At 48.7% G+C, this 16,605-nt stretch carries 10 protein-coding genes; 5 read left to right on the top strand and 5 right to left on the bottom strand.

The annotated features are described in order from the left end of the window. The first annotated feature begins 85 nt into the window (after window positions 1-85). Together B8880_RS02555 and B8880_RS02550 are read left to right on the top strand one after the other, a co-directional pair. Window positions 86-2,128 carry a ribonuclease domain-containing protein gene (locus tag B8880_RS02555; protein ID WP_084255848.1) on the top strand — a complete coding sequence of 681 codons (2,043 nt, stop codon included), beginning with the start codon at window positions 86-88 and terminating at the stop codon, window positions 2,126-2,128. Beyond that, the gene (locus B8880_RS02550) at window positions 2,119-2,397 is read left to right on the top strand and encodes a barstar family protein (RefSeq protein WP_084255847.1); all 279 of its coding nucleotides are present in this window, start codon (window positions 2,119-2,121) and stop codon (window positions 2,395-2,397) included. The genes B8880_RS02555 and B8880_RS02550 overlap by 10 nt, the downstream gene beginning before the upstream one ends. Before the next feature lie 259 nt (window positions 2,398-2,656). Here the strand turns inward: B8880_RS02550 and B8880_RS02545 are convergent, their stop codons facing one another. The 5 genes from B8880_RS02545 to tamA form a co-directional block, all read right to left on the bottom strand. Beyond that, a complete protein-coding gene (locus B8880_RS02545; protein ID WP_425272992.1) occupies window positions 2,657-3,613 on the bottom strand; it encodes an IS110 family transposase in 957 nt (318 codons plus the stop codon). A gap of 215 nt (window positions 3,614-3,828) precedes the next feature. Beyond that, window positions 3,829-5,352 (bottom strand): exopolyphosphatase, encoded by a 1,524-nt coding sequence (gene ppx / locus B8880_RS02540; RefSeq protein WP_084255845.1) that lies wholly within the window; start codon window positions 5,350-5,352, stop codon window positions 3,829-3,831. 12 nt (window positions 5,353-5,364) lie between these two features. Beyond that, the gene (gene ppk1 / locus B8880_RS02535; protein WP_084255844.1) at window positions 5,365-7,449 is read right to left on the bottom strand and encodes a polyphosphate kinase 1; all 2,085 of its coding nucleotides are present in this window, start codon (window positions 7,447-7,449) and stop codon (window positions 5,365-5,367) included. A 62-nt stretch (window positions 7,450-7,511) separates the two neighbouring features. Continuing rightward, window positions 7,512-11,435, bottom strand: a complete 3,924-nt coding sequence (gene tamB / locus B8880_RS02530; RefSeq protein WP_084255843.1) for an autotransporter assembly complex protein TamB — start codon at window positions 11,433-11,435, stop codon at window positions 7,512-7,514. Then, window positions 11,435-13,249 carry an autotransporter assembly complex protein TamA gene (tamA, locus tag B8880_RS02525; RefSeq protein WP_084255842.1) on the bottom strand — a complete coding sequence of 605 codons (1,815 nt, stop codon included), beginning with the start codon at window positions 13,247-13,249 and terminating at the stop codon, window positions 11,435-11,437. Before tamA ends, tamB begins: the two co-directional genes overlap by 1 nt. A 192-nt stretch (window positions 13,250-13,441) precedes the next feature. Between tamA and B8880_RS02520 the strand changes: the two genes are divergently transcribed. From B8880_RS02520 to B8880_RS02510, 3 genes are all read left to right on the top strand, one after another. Then, window positions 13,442-14,749 (top strand): extracellular solute-binding protein, encoded by a 1,308-nt coding sequence (locus B8880_RS02520; RefSeq protein ID WP_084255841.1) that lies wholly within the window; start codon window positions 13,442-13,444, stop codon window positions 14,747-14,749. A 75-nt stretch (window positions 14,750-14,824) separates the two neighbouring features. Continuing rightward, window positions 14,825-15,700, top strand: coding sequence for an ABC transporter permease subunit (locus tag B8880_RS02515; RefSeq protein WP_084255840.1), 876 nt, complete (start codon window positions 14,825-14,827; stop codon window positions 15,698-15,700). Window positions 15,701-15,732: 32 nt separating this feature from the next. Further along, window positions 15,733-16,596, top strand: a complete 864-nt coding sequence (locus B8880_RS02510) for an ABC transporter permease subunit (protein ID WP_084255839.1) — start codon at window positions 15,733-15,735, stop codon at window positions 16,594-16,596. The last annotated feature ends 9 nt before the right edge of the window (window positions 16,597-16,605 follow it).

Here is a 16,605-nt window from a genome sequence, read left to right as displayed (position 1 = left end):
ATAATTTAATGGATATATAAATGAACAAAATACCAACCGCCTAATATTATGTCAATTCCAACAATAATTTATTGTTGTTTTGGAGTTGGCAAAATCAAAAACGTCTTCTGAGCGTAGAAGTGAGGTAGGGGATTGCGTTCATTTTAGTGATGGTACTCGAATTACTGCCACCAAGATTGGCGGTGCCATCACCAGCACACAACGCGATAAGAACCGACTGGCGACCAACCAATTCACCTTTACGGATATTGAAAACCGTAGTGAGAGCAAGGCGGTGAGTGCGAGCATTGGGGTGAGCGCGAGTTCGGACTTGAACAAGGACGAAAACGGCAAGGTAATCAAAAACGATAAAGGCGAGCCGGAACGAGTGACGGACGTCAGCCCGACGGGCGGCTTGCCGATGTTCAGCAGAACCCAAGATAACAGCACAACGCAAGCCACGCTGAGCGAAGGGACGATAATCTTAAACAAAGACAGCAGTCCGATGAAGACGACGGCGGCAGCGTTGGGGATTAACACCGACAGCGGCAAAGGCAACGCACAGACTGAAAAACCAAAAGACATCAACACAACACTTGCCACGCAAAAAGCCATGCAAAGTGCGGTTGCGGACATCAGTGCAGGCGTGAGCGCTTATAGTGACCAACAAAGAAAAACGGCGGAAGTCAAAAAGGCCGATGCCGCACAAGCCATGGCAAATGCGCAGCAAAGCGGTAATCAAGCGGCTTATGAGCAAGCGGTTGTCGCCTATGCACAAGCCGACAGTGAGGCAAAAGCGTGGGGTACGGGCGGCAGTTATCAGCGGGCGGTTGACACGGCAACCAAGGTTATCACCTTGGCGATAGCCAACGGCAACAGTGCACAATTGACGGCTACCGCACTTTCCCCACTGGCAAACCAAGCGATTAAGGATGCGACGACGGATGAAAACGGCAAGGTGGACAAAACCACCAATCTTATCCTGCACGGTATTTTGGGTGCGGTAGAAGCGCAAGTTAACGGCGGCAGTGCGTTGGGCGGTGCAGCAGCAGCGATGACGGGGGAAGCGACAGCGGACTTATTGGCGAAAGCGATTTACAACAAAACGGCAGACCAGCTGGACGAACGGGAGCGTGCTAATATCTCAAGCCTCAGCAGCCTGACTGGCGCATTGGCGGCAACGGTGACGGCACAGGCAGATGGAACCGCCACGGATAGCACAACTACACTTGTTAATGCTGCAACAGGAAAAGCGATAGCGGAAAGTGCGGTTGAGAATAATTCATTATCAGGTGATGAATTTAGGCGAAAATTAGAGGAAGATAAAGAACGTTATAAACAAAAGGTGAGGGATGAACTCGGTAATAATACAGCATCGCAATTGATTAACGGTGTTATCAATGTTATTGCCGAAACAGGTGATTTTGGTGTACTTGCATTAGATGGGGCTTTTGATGCAAGTGCTGCTTTAATAACTTGTGCGATTGGCGACAGTTATTGTGGGCAGGCTAAAAAAGATTTAGCTTCAAAAAATCAGGGGGCAGTAGATGCGTTAAATAGCCTGATGAATGGTGATAGCTGGAATGCAATAAAGTCAATGGCAAATAATGCTTATTATGGAGATCAGACCGCGCTTGAAAATTTATCCGGTATTTTAACCGGGATTGCAATACCGATTAAGAATTTGCCTAAAGGAGTTAGTGCAAACGAGAAGCTGCCTGTTGTAGATAAAACAGTAGGTTATCCTATAACCGAATTTAATCATCAAGCACATAATGCAGCAATATATGAAGCATTGAAATTAGATCTAAAAACTCAGCAAGCGGCTAATCATTTGATTGATAGCTTAAAGAATACGGGGAAATTACCAGACGGATATATGAGTAAAGAGGTTGCTAAGGAAAAATATGGCTGGCTCGAAGGTAAACCGGTTAAAAATGGTCAAATTGGTGGTGATATATTTAAAAATAAAAATAATTTATTGCCAAATAGTAAAGGGCGAATATGGTTTGAAGCGGATATAGGGATTGATCCTAATGTTAGTAGAGCTAAACAACCAGGAACTAGATTAATCTATTCAAATGATGGTATGTTATTTATTACAACTGATCATTACAATAGTTTTAAAGAGGTGGGAAAATGGAAATAGTATTAGAGGGAATTGATATTTCAAATGAGTATGACGTTTATTTTGAATTATGGAAGCAAGAACCTGAATTCGGTCCTTATTTTGGTTTTAATATCCATGCATTATGGGATTACATTGGTTTGCTAGAAGGGGACAGTATTGTTTGGAATAACTCGGAATTATCTAGAGATAGACTGGGTGATGATTTTTATAAAATTATTTCGCTCTTTAATGATTGGAATAAGAATATATCAACTGAAGATAAAAAAATTAAATTATATTTAAGGTGAAATAATATTATACGAAATGCCCATAAAATAATATTTAGCCCCCATGATGGCGCAAGTTTGCAACTTGTGTCATTAACTCAATAATCTTGTATAAGGGAAGAATAGATGAAATGGGGATCGTTTAATAATGATTATTACAACCAACGCTAATACGGCAGAGGATAGCGGAAAGTGCGGTTGAGAGTAATGCTTTAGCATTCGATAATGGCAAATTTATGCATAGTAGCAACTGTATTCTTCTAATAAACGAATATAAAAACTATGCCGCTAAATAACGCAAACTATCCCATTTTTCCCCCTGTTTTACTAAGGCATTAATAATGGTTAGCAGTTTACGCATACAGGCATTAATGGCGACTTTAAATGGTTTTCCTCTTGCCAATAGGCGTTGGTAAAAAAGGGTAATCGCCGGCTCATATCGACTGGCAACTAATGCAGACATATATAGCGCATTGCGAACTGCTTTTCTTCCACCCCAACAGCGACGGTGAAACTTCATCGAACCACTCTCTTTTGGATGGGGAGCAACGCCCACCAGTGAAGCAATTTGTTTACCGGTCAGTGTGCCGAGCTCTGGCAACATTGACATTAAAACGGCTGTTAAATTTTGCCCTACCCCTTTGATATCTTTGATTAATTCAATTTTATCACTAAAATGCTGATGCTGCTCATTAATGTCTTTGTCCAGTTTAGCAATCAAATTATCCAGATAACCAATAAAGGCTTCAGTATTGACACGCTGGCTTTCATCTATTTGCTGCAAGCGATTTTTCTCTGCGGTTCGTAATTCGACAAAATGTAAACGTTGCTTAACGGTAGCCTCCAATTTCTGTTGTTCTTCGGAAGGCGGAATATAAAGTGATACTTCAACATTATCACGTATTGCCATCATTTGAGCATAACATGCCAGCATTTTGGCATCTTTTACATCGGTTTTCGCTAGTGATTGCGACAGTGCAAATTGATTCGTTTGGCGAGGATTGGCAATAATCACGCGCAAACCTGCATGATATAGGGCTTTAGCGAGAGGAATTTCCAGACCACCTGTACTTTCCATGACAATAAGCTCAGGTGCTGCCGCCAAAAGATAAGCAACCGCATGTTGAATGTCTGTGGTATTTTGGGTAAAGGTCTTGGTCTTAGCTTTATGCGTGAAACCGATGACCATCTGTTTTTTAGCGACATCAATGCCGCAGTAAATGGGTGTATTCATCATTAACCTGTCTTGCATTCGGGTTTATTGTCAGGCAACTGTTCGGTTTTATTGATGCTGAATTATTTACGCTCCTTGCTACTATTCGGTTTGTGGCCTAGACAAAATCGAGCTGTAAATAATATGCTTCATTATTATAAGTGAGTTGGGATATACAAGGCAAAATAGTACTCCCTCCGCATGCGGAGGGGGGGAAATGTGAGGTGCTGGGCAAACGATTACTTGAACTGCAAATTAATTCCCAGCCCGTTTAAAAATGCCTGTTCTTCGCCCAGTTCGCTTTGGGTCAACGGGTTGCGATCCAAATAGCCTTGTTCGAATTCCAGTTCCCACAGGTTGAAATTGCTGCTGACATCGAGGGTGAATTTGTCGGTCAGTTCGCTGGCGCGGCGCGAGCGGTTGATGATCAGCGCCAAACGCAGCAGGATAATCAATGCCAACGTATCTTGTAAGTCATAGCGGCTGTCGTTTTGGATATCGGTCGGTTTGAACGATTTGATTTGGAAACGCACCAAGTTGGCAAGCAGGCGCTGTTGGCTGCGGTCGAAGCCCGGCAATTCGCTGTTTTGGACGATATAAGCGGAATGTTTTTGCACGCCGCTGTGGTTGATGGCAATCCCTACTTCATGCACCAGCGCCGCAGACAGCAAGATATTTTGCATATCTGCGGTTAAATCCGTGCTTTTCCAGCGCTGGTATTTTTGTCCTAACAATACTGCGGTATCTGCGACCCGCAACGCCTGCTCCTGATCAACACTGTAATGCTCCATCAGACTGTTGACGGTACGCTCGCGGATATCGTCCACTTGGAAGCTGCTTTCCAAGCCGTACATCACTCCTTCGCGCAAGGCGCCGTCGGAATAGCGCATTTGCTCAATACGATAGTTTTCAAAAACCGCACTTAGGATTGCCAACCCCGGCACGAAGACGCTGACCCGATCATCGTTCAGACCGTTGATTTTGAGCTTATCGAAGCTGTCGAATTTGAGCACTTTGTCGATCAGTTGCTGTAGGTTTTCGGCGGTAATCACGCCGTCTTCGTTGAAATTCTCGCTGATAATCTGGCTGACGGTTTTAATCGTGCCGGACGAACCGAGCACTGACTGCCAGCCCAGATGGCGGTATTCCCACGAGAGATCGTCGATTTTTTCCAAAGCCGCCTGTTTGGCTGCCTGAAAGTTTTTATTACTGATTTTACCGTCGGCAAAGTAGGTTTTGCCGAAGCTGACGCAGCCCATATGGCGACTTTCGGCAATCAGCGGGGTGAAGCCTTCGCCGATAATCATTTCGGTCGAGCCGCCGCCGATGTCCACCACCAGTTTGCGACCGCTTTCCGGTTGGGTATGCGACACGCCGGAATAGATTAATTTGGCTTCTTCCGTGCCGGAGATAATCCGGATCGGAAACGGGAAAACCGTGGCGGCTTGTTGTAAAAAGTCTTCGTTATTCACCGCGCGGCGCAGGGTGTAGGTTCCCACGGCGCGCACATTTTCAGGGGAAAAGCCCTGCAACCGTTCGGCAAACAACGCCAGACACGCCACGCCGCGTTCAATCGCTTCCTGACTTAAATGTTGCTTGTCGTCCAAACCCTGCGCCAGTTGCACCCGCTGTTTCAAGCGCGACAGCACCTGAATCGAGCCGTTGACAATGCGGACAATGATCATGTGAAAACTGTTGGAACCCAGATCGATTGCCGCAAATTCTTTTGCTGTCGATTCGGCGGAAGTGGTTTGGTCATTCATAATAATTACTCTTTATTTTACAGGTGATGTTTTGGTGGATAAGTAGTCGTGAATCGCCAATTGAGAGCGACAAGGCGGCAGATCGTTGCGCAGATACTCATTTTTCTCTTCCGCGTCAATGATACGCGCTTTTACGTTATCTGATAACTGAATATTCAAAATATAGATCACGCACTGTTTGGCATCGGGATCGAGCAGCGGTGCGCCCACTTCGATGCGGCGATCCAAATTGCGGGTCATCCAGTCGGCAGACGAGATATAGACCTCCGGATTACCGCCGTTTTCAAAATAGTAGACGCGCGGGTGTTCGAGGAAGCGGTCAATCACGCTGATGATTTCAATATTGTCGCTAAGTCCCGGCACACCGGCTTTCAGCGAACACATGCCGCGCAGGATCATGCGGATTTTAACCCCGGCTTGGCTGGCGCTGTAGAGTAAATTCACCATTTCCGGATCGACCAGATTATTGATTTTAATAATCATACCGCACTTTTTACCCGCTTGGGCATTTTTGATTTCGCGGTTGACCAGATAAGACAAACGTTTTCTGACGTTAATCGGCGACACCAGCAAGTGGGTGAATTTGGTCGGACTGAACGGCATTTCGATAAAGCGGAACACCCGTTTGACCTCTTCGGTGAGCTTGATGTTTTTCGTTAGCAAGGCGAAGTCGGTATAAATTCGAGCCGTGCTTTCGTGGAAGTTGCCGGTGCCGACATGGGCGTAATCTACCAGTTGGTTGTTTTCGCGGCGGGTGATCAGGAAGAGTTTCGAGTGGATCTTGAAGCCCGGCGAAGAAAAGACCACTTTGATATTGCTGTCGGTCAGGCGTTTGGCCCAGTTGATGTTGGCCTCTTCATCGAAGCGGGCTTGCAATTCGATAATCACAGTGACCTGTTTGCCGTTGTTGGCGGCGTTCATCAGTGCTTCGATAATACGTGATTTTTTCGCCACCCGATACAGGTTGATTTTAATCGCGGTGACATTCGGATCGAACGAGGCTTGGCGTAGCAATTCGCAAATCACATTAAAGCTGTGATACGGGTAGTACAGCAGAATGTCTTTTTTGCTGATTGCGTCTAGAATAATCCGCTCGTTTTTCAGCTGCGGGTGCGGAATAATCGACAGCGGCGCATTGACCAGCTCTTTATTGCCCAAATCGGGAAATTGCAGCAAATGTTTGAAACTCAAATAGCGCCCGCCGGTTTCGACCGAATCCAGACTGCTGATATTCAGGCGTTGTTTCAGCATTTTCAGCAGGTTTTTCGGCATGGATTTTTCATACAGAAAACGCACCGGCTGTGCGGTCACCCGCTGTTTCAGGCTGCTTGACATCAACTCCAGCAGGCTGTATTCCACTTCGGTAATCAGGTCGTATTCGGCATCACGGGTCATTTTAATCGAATAAGCAGTGATTTCATCGTAATCGAAAATCGCGTCGGCAAAAATCTCGGCCAAACAGAAGCGCAGCACGTTATCCAGCAAGATAATGCCCTGATGGCGCTTGTAGCGCTCTTTCGGCAATACGATAAAGCGTGAGATCGCATCGGACGGAATCGGCAGAATGGCCAGCGTCTGGATTTTTTTATGCTTCTTCAGCTCGATAATTAGGTTCGAGTTGTGCGCGCTCAGCGATTGCAGCAGATCAATATCTTCATTCAGAATAATCGGGAAAATATGCTGTTTGATTTCGCGTTTAAAGTGTTCTTTGAGCCAGTTTTGGTGGAAAGGGGAGAGTTGGGTTTCGTTTAGCAGGAAGATTTTGTGTTTTGCCAGTCGTAACATCAGGCGGCTGTAGATTTCATCGAATTTCTGATTTAACTGTTCCGTTCGCTGCTGAATCACTTCCAGCTGCGAACGGATCTGTTTGGCGGGCAGCGACTCCTGTTCGCGGATAATCAACAACTTGTGTTTCAAATTGGCAAACCGCACTTGGTAAAATTCGTCCAGATTGGAGGCAAAAATCCCCAAGAAGCGAATCCGCTCCAACAGCGGATTGTTTTCGTCATAGGCCTCTTGCAGCACCCGTTCGTTAAAAGCCAGCCAGCTCAGCTCTTTCGAGGTGTAACTGCTTTCATCTATTTCCAATGTTAACATTTGATTTCTCCTTTTAAATAAAGCGCTTTTTTTATAATGTGACGTATGGTTACGTCTTAATTTTAGAATTCAAATTGGTACAACAAATCGACCGCTTGGCTTATCCCCGAAACCGATTGTAAAAATAGTTGCGGCATTATTTTATATCGTAAAGTGAGTTCTGCCAACGGTTGAAATAGTCCGACGCCGTATTTGACTTGCAGCCGTGGCGTGATATTACCGCTGACCACCACTTGCGAACTGTCGCCGATACCGGCGGTATCCAATGATAAGTCACTGATACCGAAAGCCTCGCCGATGCCGCCGACCAGTTTACCGCTCTTGGACAAGCCCAGCCCCAACATCGCGGCACCGATTGAGGCGCTGGAGGCGGAATCGCCGCTGTTGTCCAAGCCACGTCCGGTCAACAGGTAAGAAAGCGCTTCGTCCTGCGACATGCCCGGTTCGGAAAAGACCGCCACGTCGGGTTGTTCGGCAATACCGGTGACTTTGATTCCAGCCACGATTTTGCTGTTTTCCATTGCTTCCGGATTACGGATCGCTTCGATATTGAGGAACGGTTGCGACGCCAAACCGGAAAAACTGATCTGTCCGCGCCGAATCAATAGATCCTGACCGAACGACGCATAACGCCCGTTTTGAATATTCACCTGTCCGTATAGTCCCAACGTGCGTTCTTGCCGCACCGCCAGCGTACCGTTCAGATTGGCACGCAAACCGTACGCATTCAGCAGCACGTCATCGCCGATGTTCAGCGTGATATTGGACGAGACCGCCATGCCTGCCTGACGCGCCAGAGCCTGCTCTTGCAGCGCTTTGCGAATCGAGGTCTTGTTTTTGCTGTCCAGAATCACCAAATCGCTGCTGACGCCGACCGCACTTTCCGGCAGCGCTTCGATTTCGATTCTCGCCCAAGGCACATCGACATTGCCGGTCAGGCTCAAGAGTTGCGGATTGATATTGGCCTCGACGTCGGGGCTGACTTCAATTTGCGCGATACCCGGCATATCCAGTTTGAAGCGATTGGCTTGCGCTGCGATCCGTGCCTGCCACTGTTCCAGCGTGCGCCATGAGGCGTCGCCGTTCAAGTTCAGCTGGCTGTCCGGCGTTTTCAGCGTGCCGCGCAGGGTGGAGGAAGTGCCGTTAAAGGCAATGTCAATGTCGCCGTCGGACACTTGAAACGGCAGCGAATACATCTTGGCATTCAAATTTTGCAGTGTGAAGTTGCCGTTCAACAAAGGGGCTTGCAAATTGCCGCCCAGTTGCAGGCGGCTGTTGATCTCGCCGTTCAGTTTTTCGCCTTTTGCCAGTAGCTGGTTGAGCAGATCCAGATTAAAACCTTGTAAGCTGATTTCGCCGGACAGGTTGCGTGCCGCCGCCAAATCGGACAGGGTGAGATCGGTTGTCAGCCGGCCTTTTTGATTGATGTCGGTATCGGCTTTCAGGGTCAGATTATTGTTTTCGATCCGGCTGTTGATTTGCAATTTGTTCAATGCAAGCTGGAAAGTGCGGTAATCAATGCGCTGTTTGAAGCCTAGTTGGTTGCTGCTCAGATCCAGTGCCAGCTCGAACGGCTTATCGCTGTACCACGCAACCCGACCGTTGCCGTCGATAATGCCGGAGGCTTGGCTGTTTTTGTCTAAAAAGTCATTCACCATCGCCAGATTGATCTGTTTCAGCTCAAACGGAATTTCGCCGTCGTTGCCGGCTTTGAACGGTTGCGGAAAACAGAGCTGCGCCTGCTGGTTGAGCCAGCAATGGGCGGAGACTTCGGCTTCGCTGTTGGCGGCATTGAAGCTGACTTGCATATTCTGATTATTACGCCAGTCGCCGACCGGCGAGTTGAGGCGGATTTGGCTGAGCGTGCCTTGCCACTGTTCACTGGCACGATCAAAGCCGCCGTAAATATTCAAGGTGCCGGATACCGGTTCGCCGAGGGTGCGCAAGTTGAGTTTGTGATTTTTCTCGTTGCCCTCGGCGATGAGTTTGGTTTGTTGCAGTTCGATATCAGCGTATTTGAACGAGTCCAAATTCAGATAGAGTGCACCGGCGATTATCTCGTCCATTTGCAGCCGCCCTTTGGCACTGAAATTGCGCAGGCGGAAGTCCTGATAGTCGATGTTCCGGCTCACCAGATCCAAATCGGCAAACGGTTTTTGCAGGCTGCCCTGAATATTGATATTACCGTTTAACGACGCGGACAAGTGCGGTAGCAGACCGGCTAGATTCGGCGCATTAATTTGTGCTTGTAAATCGGATTCCTGATCCAAATGCCCGTTGAGTAAAATGGTGTTGTTGCCGTAAACCAGTTTGACCTGTTCGGCATTCAGCACCCGTTGATTGTTGCTTTGCAGCTTGCCGTCCAGTTGCAGCGTCTGATTGTTTAAACGTCCGTTCAGCGCCAGATTGGTAATGTCCACTTGCCAGTTTCCGCCATTGACGCTGCCCTGAGTGTGTAAACCGCCGTTCAGCAACGCCGCCCACTGCGGCAGATAACTACGGGTGTCGATCTGATCCAGCGTGACCGCACTTTGCCAGCTCACGCCGTCACGCCACGCCAGTTTGCCGTTCAGTTCGGCGTTGCCGTTTAAGGCTTCGATCAGCAAGCGTTGAATATCCAAATCGGTAATCGTGCCGTCGGCATTCAAACTGATCTTCGCCGGCGGAATATCCACGCCGCTGGCTTGGCTGTTCAGGGCGATGTGATACTGCGATAAATTGCCGCTCAGTTGCAGATCGAGATCCTGCAAGCGCACGTCCGGTTTCTCTTGGAACTGTTCGCCAAACGGGTACTGGAATTGCGGGCTTTTCAGCGTCAGTTGCAACGGATTATGCGCTTGATTCAGCTGAAATTCGGCAGTTAAATCGGCATCAACCGCGCCTTGGGTATTGAGCTGCAATTGTGCGCTTTGTTTCAGTGCACCGCTGAGATTGAGCTTGACCGCACTTTGCGGCAACAGCAGTGTTTCGCCTTGTAACAGCGGATAAATATCGGCATTGACGGCGAAATTCAATGGAAAATCCTGTGCCAGCGTCATCTCGCCTTGTCCGTGCAGATCCAGCAAATCGCTGTTGATCTTAAGTTGCTGTAACCGCACTTGGTAATCGGTGGCATCGGCGACCAAATCGACCGTCGGAATCGCGATATTCAGCCCGTTTTCACATTGCTCGCGGTAGTGCCAGTCGCGCCCGTGCAAACCCAACAGATGAATGTCAAACGGCAAGGTGACCTGCTGCAAATCCGCCAACAACGGTTTTGCCAGCCGCTGTTGCAATGCGTCCCAGTCCGTCGCTGTGGTTTGCTCCGTTTCAGCGGTTTTATCTTCTTCTTTCGCTGGTGCCGGATTTTCTGCCATCGTTACGCTGAATTTTTCAATTTGAGTCGGTTGAATGGTCAAGCCTTGCTGATTGTCCAGCGAAAGTGCGGTTTGGAAGCGACTTAAAGCGAATTGCATATTATCAACTTTGGCATTGATTTCTTGCAGACTGACATTGTTGACTTCAATGTCCAGCGGTAAAGTGATGCGTTGCATTTCCCCTGATGACGGTTCTCTCGGTTCCGACGGTGGCAAAAGTGCGGTATCCACGCCGATCGTGGCTTGCGTTAATGAGACGTCATCAATGCACAGTTTGGCTTGCCATAAGCAGGCAAATCGCAATTGCAGACGCGCTTCGCCGACCGCAACGCCGATCCCCTCGCTGTGGTATTCGACATTGTGCAAAACTAAACCGTCACTCAAACTGCCGCTGACCTGTTCGATTTGCAATTCGTCCAACAGGTTGTCCGTCAGTGTCAACAGCTTGCGCTGTCCCCAGCCCGTACCGAGCAAAACCGCCAGTAGCGTCAACACCAGTAATAACAGCAATGCGAAGCCGCACAGCCATTTGCGCCAACCGCACTTGTGTTTGTTTTTGCCCGTTGCCGCATTAGTTTGCGGCGTGGCGTCGGTAGTTTGTTCTGTTGGTGTCGTCGGTGTGTCGTTCATTACAGTTCCGCCCCTAGCCCGATATAAAATTGAATATTTTTGCTGTTGTCTTTGTCACGAATTGGCGTGGCAATATCCAATTTGACCGCACCGATTGGCGACGCCCAACGCACGCCGATTCCGGCGCCGGAGCGCAATTCGGCGCTGGAAAAGTTATTCGCCGCCAAACCGGTGTCGTAAAACACTGCCGCCCACCAGTCTTGATACACCTGATACTGGTATTCAAAATTGGCAATCGCCATGCGTGAGGCGCCGACCAGCTTGCCGTCTTTGTCTTTCGGCGAGATTTTTTTATAGCCGTAGCCGCGAATGCTGCGATCGCCGCCGGCAAAGTAGCGCAATGCCGGCGGAATGCGTTGCAGTTCCTTGGTGTTCAGATAACCGACTTCGAAACGGGTTAGGAAACGGTGGTTGGTGTAATAGGTGCGGATCCAAGCGGAGGAGGCGCGGATACTGAAGAAATCCACATCGGAACCCCAGATTTTGCGACCGATATTAAACGTCACGTTTTGCGCATCGCCCCACGTCGGGAACATGCCGCCGCGCATCCGAGTGCGGTTGAAACCGATGGTCGGGTAGAGCAAAAAGGTCTTGTGCGAAATATTCGCTTGGGTAAAGTCATCGTAGCGGGCACGCACACCGGCAAAATATTGCCAGCCGCTGCTGTGGTTCCAGTAGCGCAGACCGGCGAGGGTAATGGTGCTGGATTTGGTGTCGTTGTTATCTTCCCGCTCCATACCGCCGGAAAATTCGTAGTAGTAATTCATCGGATTGGCGAGCAACGGCATACGGTAAGTTGCTTCCAGCGTTTGTTGCGGCGCCGACAGATACAGATTGCTACGGAAACTGTGGCCACGGCTGTTAATCCACGGGCGCGTCCAGCCGACTTGCAGGCGCGGGCCGACATCGGTCGAATAGCCGATCCCCAACTCCATGCTGTTTTTCTTTTTCGGGCGCAATAACACGTCGAGATCGACCCGTTTGGCTTCGGCGTCCAAGTGCGGTTCCAGCAGCACCGAACTGAACCAGTTGCTGGAGGTGTAATTGGAGGTCAAGGTTGACAAATCGTTGATCAGATAAGGTTCACCGGCTTCAAGCGGCAGCATGTTGCGCAGGTAGTCTTCGCGGATTTGCGAATGTTTAAAATTGACGCTGCCGTAGTGATAACGCTGACCGCTGTTAAACACGATATGCCACACCGCTTCATGTTCGTCCGGTGTGACCAGCAACTGTGACAAGACGAAATCGGCGTCAAAATAACCACGCTTGGCCGCCAGGCTTTGCAATGCGGATTTGTAACTGTCGTATTCCCCTTGGTTTAACACGCTGCCGACGGGGGGCAGGGTTTTCTTCAAGGCGATAAATTCGGGATCCAGATTGGCATCGCCCAAAATCTGAATTTCAGGTTCGGCGTTTTTGACCGGCTGTGCCAACACCACATTGGCAAACAGCAAATCTTTCGCCGGTGCAGGGCGTTGTTGCAAACGGAAGGTGATTTGATTATTAAAATAGCCCAACGCGCGCAGCGCATTTTCAATGGTTTGGCTGACCAGATATTGGTAGCGCTCGGAGCCGTCCGCTTCATCGTTGCTCAACTGCGATAAGTGAATCCGCACGTTATTGCTTAGCTCCGGATTGTCAATTCCCTGTACGCGTAATAATACCGTTTGCCGCTGTTGTTGTGTTTGCGTATCGGCAAGTGCGGTCAGCGGAACAACCGTTAGCGACCAAAAGAAAAAATTCAGCAAATACCTACCTATTTTCCATGTAGGCAAATTCCATTGAAACAGTTTCACATCGACTCCGTGTGTCATTATTCGTTGAGATCGGGTCTTAGACTACAAGATTGGCATTAAGTTTACCGTTAACAGTCGGTTATGCCAATGGTTTTACTCATTTTGCAAAAGATGACGTTGTCATCAAAATGTAACACTTCTTTGCTACAGTGATTCGGCTCAATGTCGAGCGATCGTTATTTTCGCATACCATTCATTAAAGGACTGTTTATGTTTAAGAAATCATTTTTGATTAGCGCACTGGCAACAGCAACCGTTTCTTTCTCCGCTTCGGCCGCAGCAGCAACGGATATTACTTGGTGGCACGCCATGGGTGGGCAGTTGGGGGAAACTGTTAACAAAATCGCCGCGACTTATAACGCTTCACAACAACAATGTAAGATTGATCCGATTTATAAAGGCAGTTACGAAGAATTATTAACCGCCGGCATTGCCGCTTTCCGAGCCAAACAAGCGCCGAACATTATTCAGGTGTACGAGGCGGGTTCGGCCACGATTATCAATGCTAAAGGCGCTTTGATTCCGGTGGCGGATCTGTTTGCCGAGAGCGGCGTGGCGTTTGACAAAAACGATTATCTGCCGGGTATCCGTAACTTCTATGCCGACAGCCAAGGCAAAATGATCGGTATGCCGTTCAACTCGTCCACCGTGATTCTCTATTTCAACAAAGCGGCGCTGGAAAAAGCCGGCGTGCAGCCGCCGAAAACCTGGGAAGCGTTTGAAGACGTGGCGGAAAAATTAAAACAAGCCGGTTATATCGCCCTGTCACAATCCCATTCGCCATGGATTTTGTTTGAGAACTTCCATTCACGCCACAACTTGCAATTAGCCGATCAAAACAACGGCTTCGATGCGCCGGCAAGCAAACTGTACTACAACAATGACGATCTGAAAATGCACTTAGGCAAATTCAAAGAGTGGAAAGATAAAGGTTATTACGGCTACTACGGCGAAGGCTGGGGCGACAACCAAACCCCGTTTGAGAAGGGCGAAGTGGCGATGTGGTTAGGTTCAAGCGGCTCTTTCGGGGGCATTAAGGCGCAAGCCGATTTTGAGTTTGGCACCACTTATCTGCCGTATTGGGATTCGCTCACCAAAGGCAAAGAGTACAACACCTTTATCGGCGGTGCGGCGTTGTTCGCTTTTGCCGGCAAGAGCAAAGAGCAAAATGCCTGTTCGACCGATTTCTTCAAATTCTTGAGCAGTGCCGAGGTGCAGGGCAATTGGCATAAAGAGACCGGTTATGTGCCGATCACCACCGCGGCTTATGAGAAAGTGAAAGCCGAAGGTTACTACCAGCAGGAGCCGGCGGCGGAAACCGGTATTTTACAGTTGAATTTGCCGGGCGGCGAGTGGACCAAAGGTTATCGCTTGGGGTTCTATCCGCAAACGCGCGAAGTCATTCGCAGCGAAGTGACCAAGCTGTTCACCGGTGCGACCACGGTTGATCAAGCGTTAAGCGTGATTGAAAAAGACGGCAACCAGCTGCTGTCCCGTTTTGCACAAACCGTAAAATAAGCAAAGTGCGGTTTTAGCCTCAAACCCGAGGCAGCGATAAGCTGTCTCGGCTCTTCCGTTTATTTTGGACAAGCTATGAATAAAAGAACCTTTAAACACTCGGCTTTGCCCTATCTTTTTATTGCGCCGCAATTATTGATTATTGCCGTTTTTTTTGTTTGGCCGGCGCTGCAATCGGTCAATATGAGTTTTTATCTGGAAGACCCGTTCGGTTTCAGCTCCACGTTTGTCGGTTTGCAAAATTACATCGATGTGTTGAGCAACCCGAACTATTTCACCTCGTTTCGTTTCACCCTGATTTTTTCGGTGTTGGTGACCTTCTTCTCGTTGGCGATTTCCCTGCTGTTGGCGGTGAAAGCCGACCATGTGATCCGTGCCAAAAACAGCTATAAAACCTTAATCATTTGGCCTTATGCGGTGGCGCCTGCGGTGGCGGGGTTGCTGGCGGTGTTTTTGTTCGATTCCCATGTCGGACCGCTGTACAAACTGTTTAACCAAATGTGGGCGTTCGACCATAAACTGGACGGCGTTGATGCCACTCTTGCCTTGGTGCTGATTTCGGTGTGGAAGCAGGTGAGTGTCAATTTCGTCTATTTTATCGCCGGTTTGCAGGGCATACCGCACTCGGTCAAGGAAGCGGCGGCGATTGACTGCAAAAGCCGCAGCAAACGCTTTTGGACGATCACCTTTCCGCTGCTGGCACCGACCACTTTTTTCCTGTTGGTGATCAATATCACCTACGCCTTCTTCGAAACTTTCGGCATTATCGACACCTTGACGCGCGGTCGTCCGAGCGGCGAAACCTCGACACTGGTGTACAAAATTTATCAAGACGGTTTTTTGGGGGCAGATTTGGGCGGCAGCTCGGCGCAATCGGTGATTCTGATGATCTTCGTGATGTTGCTGACGGTGGTGCAGTTCCGTTTTCTGGAAAAGAAAATCCACTATTAAGTGCGGTACGGCATAACGGATAAGGATAAAAAATGAGAAGTAAAATTTTTGACCATGTGATCTTAATCAGCGGCGTGATTTTTTTAATGCTGCCGGTTTGGCTGGCGCTGACGTCATCTACCCACAGCGCCGAATATTTGGCGCGCAACGGCATACAGTTTTGGTTTGGTGATGAGTTTATCAGCACCTACCGCGATCTGCTGTTCGGCACGTCCAGCGTATTTTTAAATGATGCCTCGCTGCAAATCAAGGGCGCAAGCGGTTTGGTAATGTTGAAAAACTCACTGATTTTGGGCTTCGGCTTTGCGATCGGCAAAATCATGATTTCGATGTTGGCGGCGTATGCGATTGTCTATTTCCGCTTTCCGCTGGGCACGTTGCTGTTTTGGATTATTTTCAGTTCGCTGCTGTTGCCGCTGGAAGTGCGGATCATTCCGTCTTACGAAATCGTGGCGCAGTTAGGCATGGTCAACAGCTACACCGGCTTGATCCTGCCGCTGATTGCGTCGGCGACCGCGACCTTTTTCTTCCGTCAGTTTTTCCTGTCGATTCCGGACGAACTGATCGAAGCGGCGAAAATGGATAATGCGGGCCCTTGGCGCTTTTTCATAGATATTCTGCTGCCGTTGTCGAAAGCGATGATTGCGGCGATTTTCATCATTATGTTTGTGGTCGGTTGGAATCAGTATCTATGGCCGATTTTGATGACCACCGACGACAGTTTCAAAACCCTGCTGTTGGGGATTAAAGATATTATCAACGTGTTGGACGACGGCAAAATCCCTGCCTACAACCGCGCTTTTGCGCTAGCGGTGCTGTCGATTGCGCCGCCGGTGTTGGTGGTGGTGCTGTTCCAAAAATGGTTTATCAAAGGTTTGGTTGATTCCGACAAATAAGCGAGAAAA

Source organism: Pasteurella testudinis DSM 23072 (genome assembly GCF_900176075.1).
GTDB classification, from domain to species: domain Bacteria; phylum Pseudomonadota; class Gammaproteobacteria; order Enterobacterales; family Pasteurellaceae; genus Chelonobacter; species Chelonobacter testudinis.
This window is presented reverse-complemented; position numbering and strand designations above follow the sequence as displayed.

Excerpts from the sequence above, each read along its gene's own strand:
- B8880_RS02550 (WP_084255847.1), top strand. The coding sequence starts at position 2,119 with ATGGAAATAGTATTAGAGGGAATTGATATTTCAAATGAGTATGACGTT.
- B8880_RS02545 (WP_425272992.1), bottom strand. The coding sequence starts at position 3,613 with ATGATGAATACACCCATTTACTGCGGCATTGATGTCGCTAAAAAACAG.
- ppx (WP_084255845.1), bottom strand. The coding sequence starts at position 5,352 with ATGAATGACCAAACCACTTCCGCCGAATCGACAGCAAAAGAATTTGCG.
- ppk1 (WP_084255844.1), bottom strand. The coding sequence starts at position 7,449 with ATGTTAACATTGGAAATAGATGAAAGCAGTTACACCTCGAAAGAGCTG.
- tamB (WP_084255843.1), bottom strand. The coding sequence starts at position 11,435 with ATGAACGACACACCGACGACACCAACAGAACAAACTACCGACGCCACG.
- tamA (WP_084255842.1), bottom strand. The coding sequence starts at position 13,249 with ATGACACACGGAGTCGATGTGAAACTGTTTCAATGGAATTTGCCTACA.
- B8880_RS02520 (WP_084255841.1), top strand. The coding sequence starts at position 13,442 with ATGTTTAAGAAATCATTTTTGATTAGCGCACTGGCAACAGCAACCGTT.
- B8880_RS02515 (WP_084255840.1), top strand. The coding sequence starts at position 14,825 with ATGAATAAAAGAACCTTTAAACACTCGGCTTTGCCCTATCTTTTTATT.
- B8880_RS02510 (WP_084255839.1), top strand. The coding sequence starts at position 15,733 with ATGAGAAGTAAAATTTTTGACCATGTGATCTTAATCAGCGGCGTGATT.